Below are 15,244 nucleotides of genomic sequence, written 5' to 3' on the forward strand. Positions count from 1 at the left end.
TGTCCGTATGGATCCGGACACGTTCCGTGGTGATGTCGGTGTCGAGGGCGGGGACGTCTACTGGCGCCGCCGGGTGTCGGTGCTCACCGGCATGCTCGTCGTCGTGGCAGTCGTGGCCTGGGCGTGTTCGAGCGCGTCCGGCAAGCCGGAGAGCCCGACCGGGGTCAAGGCCACACCGGGGGCCGGCGACGGGATGGTCGTCTCGCTTCCCTCGCCGCTCGGTTCGAAGTCTCCCGGCCCTTCGAGCGCGGCTCTGGCGCCGGGCAGGCTGCCCTCCGCGTCGGCCGTGCCGTCCGCTCACGCGTCGGCGAGCTCGAGACCCAAGCGGCCGGGTGATCCGTGTGACGCCAAGGACCTCGTGGTCGCCCTCCAGACCGGCCAGGACGTCTACAACCGAGGCGTGACACCGAGCTTCATGCTGACGATCGTGAGCACCAGCCGTGTCTCGTGCACGGTCGACGTCGGGCCGCGGGCGCTGGAGATGCGCGTCACGTCGGGCTCGGACCGGGTCTGGTCGACGGCGGACTGCGTCAGCGGCCCAGGCGTCGACACGCAGACGCTGCGGCGAGGCGTTCCCTACGTTCGGACGGTTCAGTGGGACCGCCGGCTTTCGGGGAGCGACTGCGCGAGCCGGCGTTCGTCCGCCGCGCCGGGCACCTACGTCGCGTCGGCTCTCGCGGGCCCCCTCCGAAGCCCGAGGGTGGTCTTCCATCTCCGCTGAGCGACTCCGCCGGCGACTTCGCTGAGCGACTTCTAGAGGTAGCGCTCCAGAATCGAGGACTCGGCGAGGCGGGAGAGTCCTTCGCGGACGCTGCGGGCCCGTGTCTCGCCGACCCCTCCGACCGCCTGGAGATCGGTCGTGCTCGCCGCCAGCAGCTTCTGCAGACCACCGAAGTGGCCGACCAGCCGGTCGACGATCGTGTCGGAGAGCCGGGGGACCTTGGCCAGCAACCGGAAGCCGTGCGGGCTGACCGCGGTCTCCAGGCCGTCGGCACCGGAGTGGCCCAGCACGTGGGCGACCCTCGACAGATCGAGCAGGTCGGTGGAGGACAGGTCGTCGAGCTCCCGCATCGCCTCGGTGAAGCGCCGGGGCCCCTCGTCGAGTGAGGACGGCAGGTAGTCGCGCACGATCAGCTCGCGATCGGCGTCGACCCCGGCGACCAGTTCGTCGAGCTGGAGGGTGAGCAGCCGGCCGTCGGTGCCGAGCTCGACCACGTAGCCCTCGATCTCCCCGGCGATCCTGCGGACCATCTCGAGCCGCTGCAACACCACCGTCACGTCGCGGACGGTGACCAGGTCCTCGATCTCCAGAGCCGAGAGCGTGCCGGCGACCTCGTCGAGCCGCAGCTTGTACCGCTCCAGCGTGGCGAGCGCCTGGTTGGCCTTGGAGAGGATGGCCGCCGACTCCTCCAGGACATAACGCGTGCCGTCGAGGTAGAGCGCGATGATCCGCATCGACTTGCTGATGGCGATCACGGGAAGGGACGTCTGCCTGGCCACGCGTTGAGCGGTCCTGTGCCGGGTGCCCGACTCGTCCGTCGGGATGCCGGGATCGGGCACGAGATGAACGGCGGCGCGGACGATGCGCAGGTCGGCGCTGTCCAGCACGATCGCGCCGTCCATCTTCGCCAGCTCGCGCAGCCGGGTCGCGGCGAACTCGACGTCGAGCTCGAATCCGCCGGTGCAGATCTCCTTGACGGTGTCGCTGTAGCCGAGGACGATCAGGCCGCCGGTGTGGCCGCGGAGGATGCGCTCCAGCCCGTCACGCAGGGCGGTGCCCGGAGCGACCGCGGCGAGCACGGTTCTCCTCCGGTCGTCCAATCCCTTGTCGTGTTGCACGTGACCCCCGTGCTCGGCGGCTCCATCGGCCCGGTGACGCCCCTGAGGGCTCATGACACCGTCCAGTTTACCGGCGTAACGGCGTCTTCACCGGACGTGTGCGAGTGCATCCCACACGTTCTCGACTTCTGTGACGTCGAAGCCGGGTGCGAAGCTCGTCGTGCGGGACGCGGGTTCGCGGACCGCGACCAGACCGCCCCGCGACTTCGGGCTCTCCAGCCGGGGGGTGTCGTTCTCGAGCGAACCTGCGGGCACCAGCGCCCGGGTGAACCCCAGCCGGGAGGCCTCGGCCAGCCGTCGCCGCACGTCCCTGACCGCGCGCAGCTCGCCGGCCAGGCCGACCTCGCCAAGGACGATCATGCCGGAGGGCAGGGCCTTGTCCCCGGCCGCGCTGACCACCGACAACATCAGGGCCAGGTCGACCGCCGGGTCGGTCAGCCGGATTCCCCCGACCGTCGCGGTGAACACGTCACACTTGCCGATCTTGGCGTTGAGTCGTCGCTCCATGACGGCGAGCACCATCGCGACCCGGTAGGAGTCGAGCCCCGAGGAGGTGCGACGCGGCTGCGGCGCCTCCGTCGGCCCGACCAGGGCCTGCAGTTCGGCGGGGATCGGCCGGGTGCCCTCGATGGTGACCGTGACGCACGTGCCGGGCACCGGCTCCGGGTGCCGCGAGACGAACAGCCCGCTCGGGTCGGAGATGCCGGTGATCCCGCGCTCGTGCAGGTCGAAGCAGCCGACCTCCTCGATCGGGCCGAACCGGTTCTTGGCCGCGCGCACCATGCGCAGCCGCGAGTTGCGGTCGCCTTCGAACTGCAGGACCACGTCGACGAGGTGTTCCAGCACGCGGGGGCCCGCGATCGTGCCGTCCTTGGTCACGTGGCCGACGAGCACGGTCGACATGCCGCGCTCCTTGGCCAGCCGCACGAGGTTGCCGGCGACCTCGCGGACCTGGGTGACGCCGCCGGGCACTCCCGTGGCGTCGGCCGAGCCGATCGTCTGAACCGAGTCGACGATCAGCAGCCGGGGCTGGACCTTCTCGACATGGGCGACGAGGGCGGCCAGGTCCGTCTCCGCCGCGAGGTAGAGCTGGTCCTCGATCGCGCCGATCCGGTCGGCCCGCATCCGCACCTGGGAGGCCGACTCCTCGCCCGTCACATAGAGCACGGTGTCGTGCCGGGCCGTACGGGCCGCGGCCTCGAGCAGCAGCGTCGACTTGCCGATGCCGGGCTCGCCGGCCAGCAGGACGACCGCCCCCGGCACCAGGCCGCCGCCGAGGACGCGGTCGAGCTCACCGACGCCCGTCGGCCTGGCGTGCGCCGTCTCGGCCGCGACCTGGCCGATGGGGACCGCGGGTGCGGAGACCGCGCCCGGCTTGACCACGTGGACGCCCTGCCGGGCGCCCGCCTCCTCGACCGTGCCCCACGCCTGACACTCGCCGCAGCGGCCCACCCACTTGGCGGTGGTCCACCCGCACTCGCCGCACCGGTACGCCGGCCTCGCTGCCTTGCTCACGTGCCGGAGGCTATCGGTCGCCGCCGACAATCGCGTCAGATGTGCTGCTCGAGGTCGGCGAGGAGCAGGCGCTTGGGCTTGGCTCCCCTGATCTGCTGCACCACCTCGCCGTCCCGGTAGAGGTTGAGCGTGGGCAGGCCGAGGATGCCGTACTTCGCCGCGATCTCGGGGTTCTCGTCGAAATTGATCGAGGCGACGGTCACCCGGTCGCCGTACTCCTCGGCGATCTCCTCCAACACCGGCGCGACCATCCGGCACGACGGGCACCATTCGGCCCAGAAGTCCACGAGCACGGGCTTGTCGCTCCGCAGCACCTGCTCCTCGAAGTTCTCCGCTGTCAGCGTGATCATGCTTCTCCTCGTTTGATCAGGCAGCCCGGGCACGCCTCGGCGAACTGGGCGGCCACCTCGGATCTGCGGGCCAGCAGAGCGCGGATCTCGGCGTCGATGTCGGCCAGCTTGCGCCGGTAGACGGCGACGGACTCCGGGCAGGAGCCCCCCGACTCGTGCCCCGATTTCAGGCACTCGACGAAGGGGCGGGCGTCCTCCAGGGTGAAGCCCACAGCGATCAGCGAACGGATCTCCGCGACGAGCCGCACGTCGGCCTCGTCGTACTCGCGGTAACCGTTCGCGGAGCGCCGGGCCCTGATCAGCCCGTTCTGCTCGTAGTAGCGCAGCGCCCGGGGGCTGACCCCCGACCGCCGAGCGAGCTCTCCGATCCGCATCGGCCCTCCTTCGGCACGACCGTAAGCGTTGACGCCGGTGTCAGGGTCAAGCCTCAGGAGGCCGCGGATATGCCTCAGAAGTGGCGCCACCTGAGAACGTTGGGATAGAAGATCTTCAGGCCGGGGGTCTCCTCCGCGGCCCTGGCCGCCACCGCGGGCGCGAACTCGATGGCCAGCACGGCCTCGAGGTCGGCCCGGGACGAGAACTCCATCGTCAGGTCGAGTTCCCTGCGCCGCCATCCCTGGCGGGACCAGAACTCCTCGACGGCCTCGGGCGAGTACGAGGGGACCGTCTGCCGGAACCACCGGCCGAAGTCGCCGCGGGAGCCGTCCAGGTCGATCACGAAGGCCGCGCCGCCCCGGCGGACCACCCGGGTCAGCTCGCGCAGGCCGGGCTCACAGCCGGGACCGAAGAAGTAGGCCCATCGGGCGACCGCCACGTCGACCGAAGCGGGGGGAAGGGGCAACTCCTGGGCGGTGGCCGTACGGACGGAGACGTTGGGCAGGGACGCGCATCGGGCGGCGGCGCGCGCCGCGAGGCCCGCGTGGGGTTCGATCCCCACGACACGCGAGGCCGTGGCGGCGTAGGAGGGCAGATGGAAGCCCGATCCGCAGCCGATGTCGAGGACGGTGGCGGCGTCCCAGGGCCGGATCTCCCGCATGGCGGCGTCGGCGAGCCCGCCGGGGTCCACCGCCTGGTTCTCCACCTCGTAGATCTGTGGGGAATTCCAGATGTTCGGGCTGGGTACGGCCCCGTTCGCGATCCGTGCCATGGGTTCACGATAGTTCGTGATCTTGCATGTCATCATTGTGGCGAAGCGGCACACGGTGCTGGTCCGGCTTAGGCTGGATCCGTGAACGGGCGCAGGCGGCGAACAGACCACGACGGAGCTGCCACAGCGACGTGCCCGTCGAGCCGCCAGGGGAGGCGGGCGTAGATGAGTGTGATCCGCGTGCCCAGCGCGAAGGTGGCGCTGTCGACGGCCTCGGTGTACCCGGAGCGTACGCCGGACGCCTTCGAGCTTGCGGCGCGCCTCGGGTACGACGGCGTCGAGATCATGGTGGGGCAGGACCCGGTCAGCCAGGACGTCGAGGTGCTCCAGCGACTGAGCGACCACTACTCGATGCCCGTTCTCGCCGTGCACGCTCCATGTCTGCTGGTCACCCAGCGTGTGTGGGGCCGCGACCCATGGGTCAAACTGCAGCGGGCGCGGGACGCGGCCGAACGGCTCGGCGCCCAGACCGTGGTGGTCCATCCCCCGTTCCGGTGGCAGCGCGACTACGCCAGAGACTTCGAGGTCGGTCTCGCCCGGATGCGCGAGGAGACCGATGTCGTCTTCGCGGTGGAGAACATGTTCCCCCTCCGGGCGCGGGGCAACGAGGTCGTGCCGTACGCGCCGGACTGGAACCCGGTCGACTACGACTTCCCCCATGTGACGCTCGATCTGTCCCACACCGCCGTGTCCGGCTCCGACGCGATGGAGATGGCGGGCAAGCTCGGCGACAGGCTCGCCCACCTGCATCTCGCCGACGGCGTCGGCACCACGAACAAGGACGAGCACCTGGTGCCCGGCCGGGGCGTGCAGCCCTGCGCGCAACTCCTCGAACGCCTCGCCGGAAACGGATACGGCGGGCTGATCGTGCTGGAGATCAACACCCGCAAGGCCATCAGCCGCACCGAGCGGATCGACGACCTGACCGAGGCGCTCGCCTTCGCCAGGCTGAACTTCGCCGCGTCCACGACGGCCACATGACCAGGGCGCGAGAAGACAGCCATCAGGTCTTCGACCGGGTGGCGGAGGCCTACGACGCGGCGCGGCCCGAGTATCCGGAAGCGCTCTACGTCGCGCTGGAGGAGTTGTCCGGCGTCCGGCTCGAGGGCGCCCGGATCGTGGACGTCGGCGCGGGCACCGGCATCTCCACCCGCGGCCTGATGGATCGCGGCGCCCAGGTCGTCGCGCTGGACCGCGGGGGCCGCATGCTGTCGCGTCTTCGAGCGCGCACGGAGTGCGGATCGCTGCTGGCCGACGGGAACTCGCTGCCCTTCCGCGACGGCGTGAGCGACCTGGTCACCTACGCGCAGGCCTGGCACTGGCTGGACCCGGTCCTGTCGATCGCGGAAGCCGTACGGGTGGTCACACCGCGGGGAGCGGTGGCCGGCTGGTGGAACTCCGTGGACGCGGGCAAGGCAGACTGGCTCGCGGCCTGCCAGGTGCGGCTGGCGGAATCGTGTGAGGGATACACCGGCCCTGCGCTGCCCGGGTGGAGCATGCCCCCCATCGCGGAGGCGATGGCCGACGCGGGGCTGCGCATCGAGGAGACGTGGGTCCACTGGACGCGTGGGGTGCTCCTCGACGACTTCCTGACCGACCTGCGCTCGCACTCCTATGTCGCCATCCTCGACACGGAGGCGATGGAGGAGCTCATGGCCCGGGAGCGCGCCGAGCTCACCAAGGTCTTCACCGACGGCAGGATGACCGTCCCGATGCGGGTCTACCTGGCGGTGGGCCGCAGAGGCGACACGGGCGGACGGTCGTGACGAGAGGCCCGGCCGGCGGGCGCGCGGGCGCGCCGGAGGAACACGTGCCGGAGAAGAGGCGCCGGCCCGGACGCCGTCCCGGAGCCGCGGACACCCGCGGGGAGATCCTCACCGCGGCGCGCAGGGTCTTCGCGGAGAAGGGCTTCGACAAGGCGACGATCCGCGGCATCGCCCGTGAGGCGAGCGTCGACCCCGCGCTGGTGCACCACTACTTCGACACGAAGGACGGCATCTTCGTCGAGGCCATGCAGTTGCCGATGGACCCCGCGGTGGCGCTTCCCACGATCTTGGCCGGGCCGCGTGAGGAGATCGGCGAGCGGCTCGTGCGCTTCGTCCTCACACTGACGTCCGACCCTCAGGCGCGTGAGCCCGTCGTGGCGCTGCTGCGTACGGCGATGGCGAACGATCAGGCCGTCGCCATGATCCGTGAGTTCCTCACCCAGGCGGTGCTCGGGCGGGTGGCGGAGGCGCTGGGCATCCCGCCGATCCGGCTGGAGGTCGCCTTCGCCCAGATGTTCGGCGTGATCATGATGAGGTACATCCTCAAGCTGGAGCCGATCGCGTCCGCGGACCTCGAGGAACTGGTCGAGATCCTCGCGCCCACGATCCAGCGTTACCTCGAGGGCTGAGGGCTCGCGCGATCCGGTCCAGAGCCTTGTTCTAGTATCGGAGCGTACTGGTCGTCATGCGGTGAAAGGGCATAAGTTACCGACGGGTACCATTCGTGGTGGGCCGGGTGGACATGCCTGGTCACCGCGGACGGGCGGCGATCATACGCTTGGCAGCCAACGCTGGATATGGGAGGGCCCGTGCTCTGGGTAGCGATCATCGGGCTGGTCATGACCGCCATCGCGGTCACCTTGGCCGGTCGCCGCGTGCTGTTCCTCTACAGGCTCGCCACCAGCGGCCAGCCCGCCCCTGAGCGTGTCCGCTACGCCAGGGAGAACGTGGGCGCGGAGATCAAGGCCCAACTGGTCGAGGTCTTCGGGCAGAAGAAGCTGCTGAAGTGGACGCCCTCCGGCACCGCCCACTTCTTCGTCATGTGGGCGTTCTTCATCCTCGCCACCGTCTATCTCGAGGCGTACGGCGCGCTGATCCAGGGCGCGGTCACCGGTACGCCCGACTTCCACATCCCGCTCATCGGCACGTGGCCGATCCTGGGCTTCCTGCAGGACTTCATCGCGGTCGCGGCGCTCATCGGCCTGATCGTGTTCGCCGCCATCCGCGTCGCGAAGTCACCGAAGAAGCTGGGCCGCGGGTCCCGGTTCTCCGGCTCGCACCTCGGCGGCGCCTGGCTGGTCCTTTTCATGATCTTCAACGTGATCTGGACGATGTTCCTGTTCCGCGGGGCGGCGGTCAACACGGGCAACTTCCCCTACAAGTCCGGCGCCTTCGCCTCGGACCTGGTCGCGAAGATCCTCCCGACGAGTGAGGCACTGGAGAGCGTCGGGCTGCTGCTGCACATCGGCGTGATGCTGGTCTTCCTCGTGATCGTGGTGAACTCCAAGCACCTGCACATCTTCACGGCCCCGATGAACGTGCTGTTCTCGCGCCGCCCCGACGGGCTCGGCGGAGCGCAGGAGATGCGCAGCAACGGCAAGGTGCTCGACTTCGAGGAGGCCGACCCCGACGTCGACGTGTTCGGGCGCGGCAAGATCGAAGACACGACCTGGAAGGGCTTCCTCGACTTCTACACGTGTACGGAGTGCGGCCGCTGCCAGTCGCAGTGCCCGGCGTGGAACACCGACAAGCCTCTGTCGCCCAAGATGCTGATCCTCGACCAGCGCGACCACGCCTTCAAGGTCGCGCCTTATCTCCTGATGAGCGAGGAGCAGCGTGCCCACCAGGGCCAGGACGTCCTGGCCCTGCTCGAGAAGCCGCTGGTGGGCGAGGACGGCGTCATCCACCCCGACGTGTTGTGGTCGTGCACCAACTGCGGCGCCTGCGTCGAGCAGTGCCCCGTGGACATCGAGCACATCGACCACATCCTCGACATGCGCCGCTACCAGGTGATGATCGAGTCCTCGTTCCCCTCCGAGGCCGGCGTGATGCTGAAGAACCTCGAGAACAAGGGCAACCCGTGGGGCATGCCGGAGATGAAGCGGGCCGAGTGGATCGAGGAACTCGACTTCGAGGTCCCGATCATCGACGAGAAGATGCCGGAGGACGTCGAGTACCTCTTCTGGGTGGGCTGCGCCGGCGCTCTTGAGGACCGGGCGAAGAAGACCACCAAGGCCGTGGCCGAGTTGCTCCACATCGCGGGCGTGAAGTTCGGCGTGCTCGGCCCGATGGAGGCGTGCACGGGCGACCCGGCCCGACGTCTGGGCATGGAGTTCCTGTTCAACATGCTCGCCCAGCAGAACATCGAGACGCTGAACGAGGCCGGCGTCAAGAAGATCGTCGCCACGTGCCCCCACTGCTTCAACACCCTGGCCAACGAGTATCCGCAGCTCGGAGGCGACTACGAGGTCGTGCACCACACGCAGTTGCTGTCGCATCTGGTCGAGGAGGGCAGGCTCACCCCGATCACCCCGATCGAGGAGAAGATCACCTACCACGACCCGTGCTTCCTCGGCCGTCACAACAAGGTGTACGCCCAGCCGCGCGACATCATGGCGAAGGTGCCCGGCGTGCAGACGCAGGAGATGCACCGCTGCAAGGACCGCGGGTTCTGCTGCGGGGCCGGTGGCGCCCGCATGTGGATGGAGGAGCGGATCGGCAAGCGCATCAACACCGAGCGCGTCGAAGAGGCGCTGACCACCGATCCCGACACCGTTTCCACGGCCTGCCCCTTCTGCCTCGTCATGCTCGGCGACGCGATCAATGAGAAGAAGAACTCGGGTCAGGCTAAGGAGTCCGTCGAAGTGGTCGACGTGGCCCAGTTGTTGATCAAATCCGTGAAGGGCATCTAAGGGCGCGACTTTGCAGGATTTGTGAACTATTGGTGGAATCTTTGTGTAAAGAAGGAAGAAACGCTCGTTCGCAGAGAAGGGCATGAAACCCTTTCTCCACATAACGGGAAAATCACGGTAACCTCAACGTTGGCTCGATCGACGGGGAGGGGGCTGCAGGGTGGGCGTGGTCGTCACCGGCGCTGAGGTAACACTGGCCGACGTCCTCTCTCTTCGTATTGCGATCGACGAGCCGCTCGCCGAGGGCACCCGGCTCGTGCTGCGCCATCGTGGCACCGGTGTGGAACGGGAGGTGGCGCTCGGGACGCCGGGCGACCCGCCCGGTGACGCCAGCGTCGCCGTCTCACTCGCCCCGCTGTCGCTCACCACGGGCCGCTGGGACGCCTATCTCCAATCCGACGCGACGCGCACCCGGATCCAGAGCGTCGATCCCGGTTTCTCGCTCGACAGCCTCGACGCGTACGCGCTGGGCCGCAGGACGATGGCCTACCGGGCGTACCGGACCAGGAACGGCTTCCTCGCCATCAAGATCGAGGAGGCGGAGCCGGTCGCCGACGTCCGCGCGGTGTGGTTCCGCGAGGGCAGGTTCGAGGTCACAGGGCTGCTCGCCTACACCGGGCTCGACGACGACGACCGGCACCATGAGGCCAGGCTCGCGTTGCGGCACAACGACCCGGCCGCGACCGTCACGGTCGCCGCCACGGTGCAGGGGGTCCGCTTCCACGCGGCTCTGTCGTTGTGCGACGTGCTGGACGCCATCCCCGAATCGGAGGGCGTCTGGGAGCCCTCGCTCGAAGTGGACGGCGTCGACGGCCAACTTCCGCTCGGTGCCAGACTCGACGACATCGAGGGGAAACGGCGCCGCGTCCACTACCCCAGGGCGCTCGTGGACGGCGTGCCGATCATGCCGAGCTTCACCTCCGACGACGAGTTACGGCTCGAGGTGGGTGCGTGAGGATCACCTTCCTGGTTCCCTCCGCGTACAGCATGCGTGGGGACGTCAGGGCCGTCCTCAACCTCGCGGCCGAACTGGCCGGCAGCCACGAGGTCGAGGTCGTGAGCGTCAAGCGGACCAGGGAGAGGCCGTTCTTCCCCGTCAGCCCCCGCGTCGCCATGCGCTGGCTCATGGACGTGCGGCCCGGTGTGCCCCATCTGCTGCCACGTGGCCAGATGCGGACCGAGGTCGCGTTGTGGCGGATGCTCCGCAGCCTGCGGTCCGATGTCCTGGTGACGGCACGGCCGGGGCTGAGCGTGCAGTCCGCCAGGTACGCGCCGCGAGAGATCGTCCGCATCGCCCGGGAATGGAACCGCCCCGTGGTGCCCGGCCCGATCCGGCGGTTCTATCCCCGCCTCGACGCGGTCGTGGCGAGCAGCGCGAGCGGCCGGGACGAATGGATCCGGCTGCTCGACGACGAACTCTCCGTCCACGCGATACCCGACGCGCTCCCGGCGGGGCCGTGGCCGCGCTCGCGCATGGACAACAGGATCGTCTGCGCGGGCGGCCGTCTCGTCCAGCAGAAGGCGTACGACCGGCTCATCCGCGCGTTCGCGATCGTCGCGGACAAACGGCCGGACTGGAGGTTGCGCCTGTACGGCAGCGGCCCCGAGGACAAGCGTCTGCGCACCCTGGCCGCCGACCTCGGTCTTCACAACCACGTCTACTTCATGGGCGCCACGTCGGACCTGGCCGGAGAGTTCGCCAAGGCGTCGATCGTCGCGGTGCCGTCCCGCCAGGAACCCCTGGGGATGACGGTGATGGAGGCGCTGAGCTGCGGGGTTCCCATCGTCGCGTTCGACTCGCCGCGCGGACCGGCGGAGTTCCTCCGGCCGGGGAAGGACAGCGTGCTCGTCGCGGAGGGCGAAGGGGAGATCGAGTCGTACGCCGCGGCGATCCTGGCGCTTGTGGACGACGAGCGCCGCCGCGTCGCGCTCGCGACGGGAGCGCTCGAATCGGCGTCCGAACGTGCCGCCGACGTCATCGCCGGCCGCTGGCAGGAGCTCATGTACGGCCTGCGCTCCCGGACCTAGCCTCCGGGGAAGCCGGTTCGATACCCGTAGCGGGTACCGTTGAGACATGCACGGCTACAGCGGCGACAAGCAGGCATACCTCGCGCGCCTTCGCCGGATCGAGGGGCAGATCCGCGGATTGCAGCGGATGGTCGAGGAGGACGCGTACTGCATCGACGTCCTCACCCAGGTCTCCGCGGCCACGCGCGCGCTCCAGGCGGTCGCGCTCGGGTTGCTGGAGGACCACATCGGGCACTGTGTCGCCGACGCCGTCAGCACGGGCGGTCCGGAGGCGGAAGCCAAGGTGAAGGAAGCTTCGGCGGCTATCGCCCGACTTGTACGGTCTTGAGAGTTATGCGCTTGTTGGGTAATTCGAACTAGTCCACACAAACCAGCCCGGACCCCGAGGGGAGTCCGGACCGGTTCTGCTGAGAATCCCTTCAGCGGCTCGCCGAAGTCCGCAATCCGAGCGCGTTGTCGAGCTCCTCCAAGGTCAGTCGGTCATCGGTGAAGTTGACGGCCTCCAGCACCTCGGCGTACAGCGCGATCTCGTCCAACGCGACACGATCGTGGACCCGGGAGTCCAGGTCATCGTGCCCCACCGCGTCGTCCTTCCTTCCGCAGCCCACACCCACCATGAGGTTACGTCGGGGCTCCTTTCCGCGACATGGCCCATCGGGACCATTCCGCGACCCCATCGTGTCCCTCTCTGACCATTTCCCAGATAGCGAGATCACGATTCGGTGAAAAAGCCGGTGAGGTTGGGAAGAGATTGCTAAAGGAGTAGTAAGGAGGACATATCCGAATTTGACGTTTGGTGTGACGTAACGCGATCACGGATACCGGTGGGATTGCCCTGATGTGCCCGCGATCCCCTCACTGCCAGGCACGCAGGGGGACGGGATCAGGCGGCAGATCGGAGAAGTCGCCGGGTCCACCGGCGGGGAACGGGTCGTCACGCTGGTGGATCAGGAACGGCACGACGGCCGAGGAGGCCGCGAAGCCGTTCGCCGGCGGGGCCGTCCCGGTGAGCCCGCACCAGGCGAGCCCCGTGGCGTACGCGGCTCCGAGAAGGGCGGCGGCGGCCCGTCGATCGGGCGGCACGAGCACCGGGGGAAGCGCGTCGTCGACGGGCCAGCACCCGCGCAGAGCATGGGACGGATCCGCGAGCGCGCCGTACAGCCAATGGCGCGACTCCTCGTCCATCCACGCATAGAGGCGATTCACGGCGTCCGCGGCGGAGGGTGATCCCGCGAAACGGCCGTCGAGATCGGCGGCGAGCAGCGAGGCGGCCGCCGCCCGCGGGTCCACCCCCCGAAGTGCGGTGTACGCCAGGGCCTCGACCAGGTCGTACAGGCTGTGCCTGAAGTGCTCTCCGGACGACACCTCGGTGAGCGTCGCGCCGATCAGATGGGGCGGGCATCGTGACAACCACGCCTGCCGTACGGCGCCGCCTGCGAGGGCGTGGCGGTCGAGCCACGGCTGGGCCAGGATGGGCTCGGCCATCGCGAGCAGGGCCTCGGCCCTGGGCCGGAACCGGGAGTCGGCCCGCAGGACGACGGCCGTGTCCCTCATCAGCCTCACGAGGCGGAGGCCGGCCTCCCCGGCCCCCGCGCCCATCCGCTCGGCGTAGAGGGAGACGAGCGCGTCCAGCGACGTCGGCGGGAGCCAGCGCACCCAGTCGTCTCCGGGAAGCGGCCGGGCCAGGAACTCGCCGAACATCGACAACAACACCTCGTTGCCGTCGAAGGCGGGCGCGTAGGCACACCACATGACCGTCGCCCAGACGGCCGCGACCGGGCTGGTCACGTCTCGGGCGAACATCTCGTGGAGGCCGCCGGAGGGCAGGGGGAAGTCGTCGTGGCGAAGACCCCGGTGCGCCTGCAGCAGTGACCTGATCCCGTCGGTGACCCCATCGGGCACGTCCGGGCCGACGAAGGCCTGGGTCGACCCGCGGTCGTACGCGAAGTCGGGACCGGCGGGCAGCGGGAGCGGGGGGATCACCGGCGGTGGCGGCAGGAGCCGGGCGGCCGACCGGATCTCGGGGTGCGCCGGCGGCGCCGACAGGTGCCAGCGGCCGTCGGCCCGGCCGAACCGGTGCCACCGTGCGTGGGCGCCGAACAGCCAGTGCGAGCCGTCGGGGGTCTCGAGCATCCGCTGGGCCATCGCCCGGGCGCGTGCGGCGGCGGGGAGCGTGCTCCATCGCGGGTCGCCGACCAGAGCGCGGACATCCCGCTCCATCGCCGTGAACCCGTCCCATCGCACGCGGCAATGCTAGTTCCGGTCACCGACAGCGGAGGCGGAAGCGCCGGGCCTGTGGGTGAGCGTGAAACTTTCCCCCGCAGGGAGTGCGATGAGCTGCGCTAACGCCGATGAATGCCGCGTAAGCTCACATACACGTCCTGCCAGCCCTTGGCATGGACACTCCTGACGTATTCGATAGATGGTCGTGACAGAGATCCACAAACCCGTGGCCGCTTCGGCTCCCGCGGACGCGGAGGCGACGCCGGGCGACCTGGCGGCACCCGCGCAGCACCTGACGCCCGCGCAGCCCGCGACAGGCGAGGTGAGAGGCGAAGCGACGGCCGCAGGCGCGGAACGCCGATGGTGGGTGGGCGGTCCGGCCGACCGTACGGCACTGCTGATCTGGTTCTTCTGGCACGTGGCCGCCTACGTCTACATGGTCCTGGCGGCTCCTGGGCGGACCGACGCCCCACTGCTCGACCGGCTCACGCCCTGGGACTCCGACAACTTCATCACCATCGCGCAGCACGGCTACGACGGGTCGCCGGGGATGACGGACGCGCCCAAGCTGAGCGCGTTCTTCCCCGGCATACCGCTGCTCCTGCGTTACCTGCACGTGTTCGTCTCCGACTGGAGCCTCGCCATCGTGCTGGTGTCGCTCGTCGCGAGCGCGGTGGTGGCGGTGGCGCTGTCCCGGCTGAGCGAGTCGTTCAAAGAAGGCACGGGAACGTGGACCGTCCTGGCCTTCTTCCTCAGCCCGTTCGCCGTGTTCATGCTGGCGGGCTACTCGGAGGCGCCGTTCCTCGCGCTGGCGATCCCCGCGTGGCTGCTCGCGCGGCGGGGCCGCTGGGAGGCGGCGGCGGTCTGCGCGGCCTTCGCGTCCTCGATCCGCGTCTCGGGCCTGTTCCTGCTCGCGGGGCTGGTCATCCAGTTCCTGGTCGCCGACAACGGCCTGCGGGGGAAGGGGTGGCGGACGGTGCCGTGGCTGGCGTTGCCGGCGGTTCCCGTCCTGGCCTACATGGCCTACCTCTGGTCGCGTACGGGTGATCTGCTGGCGTGGAAGCACGCGGAGGCGGACTACTGGGGGCGCTTCGCCGAATGGCCCTGGCAGGTCTTCGTCAACACGTGGAACCGGTCGCTCGAGGAGAGCGTCCTGCGGACGTCCTACCGTGAGGAGATCCTGGCTGCGCTCGTGCTGGCGGCGCTGGTCGTCTGGCAGGCCGTCAGGCGGCGATGGGGGAACCTCGCATACCTCGCGCCCCAGGCCGTCGCACTGCTCGCGATGTCGTCGTTCTACATGTCGGTCGGCCGGGCCTCGTTGTTGTGGTGGCCGCTCTATCTGTCGGTGGGCATCGCCGGTGCGCGCAGGCCCTGGGTCTTCATGGCCTACCTGGCGGTCGCCGCGCCCGTTATGGCAATCAATGTAGGAAATTTCACCACAGGCGCATGGGTTGGATGATCCCA

General features: G+C 69.4%; 16 protein-coding genes. 9 read left to right on the plus strand and 7 right to left on the minus strand.

The window, feature by feature from the left end; translation table 11 throughout:
- Positions 1-7: 7 nt before the first annotated feature.
- A complete protein-coding gene (locus Pmi06nite_RS22995) occupies positions 8-721 on the plus strand; it encodes a hypothetical protein (protein ID WP_203955150.1) in 714 nt (237 codons plus the stop codon).
- A 32-nt stretch (positions 722-753) separates the two neighbouring features.
- On the opposite strand, the gene disA is transcribed toward Pmi06nite_RS22995, so the two are convergent.
- The 5 genes from disA to Pmi06nite_RS23020 all read right to left on the minus strand — a co-directional run bounded on the left by disA (position 754) and on the right by Pmi06nite_RS23020 (position 4,851).
- The gene (disA, locus tag Pmi06nite_RS23000; RefSeq protein WP_203955151.1) at positions 754-1,893 is read right to left on the minus strand and encodes a DNA integrity scanning diadenylate cyclase DisA; all 1,140 of its coding nucleotides are present in this window, start codon (positions 1,891-1,893) and stop codon (positions 754-756) included.
- 33 nt (positions 1,894-1,926) lie between these two features.
- The gene (radA, locus tag Pmi06nite_RS23005) at positions 1,927-3,354 is read right to left on the minus strand and encodes a DNA repair protein RadA (RefSeq protein WP_203955152.1); all 1,428 of its coding nucleotides are present in this window, start codon (positions 3,352-3,354) and stop codon (positions 1,927-1,929) included.
- Between the two features lie 35 nt (positions 3,355-3,389).
- The gene (gene trxA / locus Pmi06nite_RS23010; RefSeq protein WP_203955153.1) at positions 3,390-3,704 is read right to left on the minus strand and encodes a thioredoxin; all 315 of its coding nucleotides are present in this window, start codon (positions 3,702-3,704) and stop codon (positions 3,390-3,392) included.
- Positions 3,701-4,078: a MerR family transcriptional regulator gene (locus Pmi06nite_RS23015; RefSeq protein ID WP_203955154.1), complete on the minus strand. Its 378-nt coding sequence runs from the start codon at positions 4,076-4,078 to the stop codon at positions 3,701-3,703. The genes trxA and Pmi06nite_RS23015 overlap by 4 nt, the downstream gene beginning before the upstream one ends.
- Before the next feature lie 74 nt (positions 4,079-4,152).
- A complete protein-coding gene (locus Pmi06nite_RS23020) occupies positions 4,153-4,851 on the minus strand; it encodes a class I SAM-dependent methyltransferase (protein WP_203955155.1) in 699 nt (232 codons plus the stop codon).
- 165 nt (positions 4,852-5,016) lie between these two features.
- Between Pmi06nite_RS23020 and Pmi06nite_RS23025 the strand changes: the two genes are divergently transcribed.
- From Pmi06nite_RS23025 to Pmi06nite_RS23055, 7 genes are all read left to right on the plus strand, one after another.
- Entirely contained in the window at positions 5,017-5,832 is an 816-nt protein-coding gene (locus Pmi06nite_RS23025; RefSeq protein ID WP_203955156.1) for a sugar phosphate isomerase/epimerase family protein, read from the plus strand.
- Positions 5,829-6,617, plus strand: a complete 789-nt coding sequence (locus Pmi06nite_RS23030; protein ID WP_203955157.1) for a class I SAM-dependent methyltransferase — start codon at positions 5,829-5,831, stop codon at positions 6,615-6,617. The genes Pmi06nite_RS23025 and Pmi06nite_RS23030 overlap by 4 nt, the downstream gene beginning before the upstream one ends.
- Positions 6,614-7,246, plus strand: coding sequence for a TetR/AcrR family transcriptional regulator (locus Pmi06nite_RS23035; RefSeq protein ID WP_239114133.1), 633 nt, complete (start codon positions 6,614-6,616; stop codon positions 7,244-7,246). The genes Pmi06nite_RS23030 and Pmi06nite_RS23035 overlap by 4 nt, the downstream gene beginning before the upstream one ends.
- A 180-nt stretch (positions 7,247-7,426) precedes the next feature.
- Positions 7,427-9,529: a (Fe-S)-binding protein gene (locus Pmi06nite_RS23040; RefSeq protein WP_239114134.1), complete on the plus strand. Its 2,103-nt coding sequence runs from the start codon at positions 7,427-7,429 to the stop codon at positions 9,527-9,529.
- A 160-nt stretch (positions 9,530-9,689) separates the two neighbouring features.
- Entirely contained in the window at positions 9,690-10,484 is a 795-nt protein-coding gene (locus Pmi06nite_RS23045; protein WP_203955159.1) for a hypothetical protein, read from the plus strand.
- A complete protein-coding gene (locus Pmi06nite_RS23050) occupies positions 10,481-11,557 on the plus strand; it encodes a glycosyltransferase (protein WP_203955160.1) in 1,077 nt (358 codons plus the stop codon). The genes Pmi06nite_RS23045 and Pmi06nite_RS23050 overlap by 4 nt, the downstream gene beginning before the upstream one ends.
- A gap of 46 nt (positions 11,558-11,603) precedes the next feature.
- Positions 11,604-11,885, plus strand: coding sequence for a metal-sensitive transcriptional regulator (locus Pmi06nite_RS23055; RefSeq protein WP_203955161.1), 282 nt, complete (start codon positions 11,604-11,606; stop codon positions 11,883-11,885).
- 91 nt (positions 11,886-11,976) lie between these two features.
- Here the strand turns inward: Pmi06nite_RS23055 and Pmi06nite_RS23060 are convergent, their stop codons facing one another.
- Both Pmi06nite_RS23060 and Pmi06nite_RS23065 read right to left on the minus strand, forming a co-directional pair.
- Positions 11,977-12,138 (minus strand): hypothetical protein, encoded by a 162-nt coding sequence (locus Pmi06nite_RS23060; RefSeq protein WP_169806330.1) that lies wholly within the window; start codon positions 12,136-12,138, stop codon positions 11,977-11,979.
- A 274-nt stretch (positions 12,139-12,412) separates the two neighbouring features.
- A complete protein-coding gene (locus Pmi06nite_RS23065; protein WP_203955162.1) occupies positions 12,413-13,801 on the minus strand; it encodes a hypothetical protein in 1,389 nt (462 codons plus the stop codon).
- A 184-nt stretch (positions 13,802-13,985) separates the two neighbouring features.
- On the opposite strand from Pmi06nite_RS23065, the gene Pmi06nite_RS23070 reads away from it, so the two are divergent.
- Positions 13,986-15,239, plus strand: a complete 1,254-nt coding sequence (locus tag Pmi06nite_RS23070; RefSeq protein WP_203955163.1) for a mannosyltransferase family protein — start codon at positions 13,986-13,988, stop codon at positions 15,237-15,239.
- Positions 15,240-15,244: the final 5 nt, after the last annotated feature.

The organism is Planotetraspora mira (assembly GCF_016863275.1).
Lineage (GTDB): Bacteria > Actinomycetota > Actinomycetes > Streptosporangiales > Streptosporangiaceae > Planotetraspora > Planotetraspora mira.

What these genes read in the sequence shown, in the direction of transcription:
- disA (WP_203955151.1), bottom strand. Translation starts at nt 1,893, where the DNA reads ATGAGCCCTCAGGGGCGTCACCGGGCCGATGGAGCCGCCGAGCACGGG.
- Pmi06nite_RS23015 (WP_203955154.1), bottom strand. Translation starts at nt 4,078, where the DNA reads ATGCGGATCGGAGAGCTCGCTCGGCGGTCGGGGGTCAGCCCCCGGGCG.
- Pmi06nite_RS23025 (WP_203955156.1), top strand. Translation starts at nt 5,017, where the DNA reads ATGAGTGTGATCCGCGTGCCCAGCGCGAAGGTGGCGCTGTCGACGGCC.
- Pmi06nite_RS23055 (WP_203955161.1), top strand. Translation starts at nt 11,604, where the DNA reads ATGCACGGCTACAGCGGCGACAAGCAGGCATACCTCGCGCGCCTTCGC.
- trxA (WP_203955153.1), bottom strand. Translation starts at nt 3,704, where the DNA reads ATGATCACGCTGACAGCGGAGAACTTCGAGGAGCAGGTGCTGCGGAGC.
- Pmi06nite_RS22995 (WP_203955150.1), top strand. Translation starts at nt 8, where the DNA reads ATGGATCCGGACACGTTCCGTGGTGATGTCGGTGTCGAGGGCGGGGAC.
- Pmi06nite_RS23020 (WP_203955155.1), bottom strand. Translation starts at nt 4,851, where the DNA reads ATGGCACGGATCGCGAACGGGGCCGTACCCAGCCCGAACATCTGGAAT.
- Pmi06nite_RS23030 (WP_203955157.1), top strand. Translation starts at nt 5,829, where the DNA reads ATGACCAGGGCGCGAGAAGACAGCCATCAGGTCTTCGACCGGGTGGCG.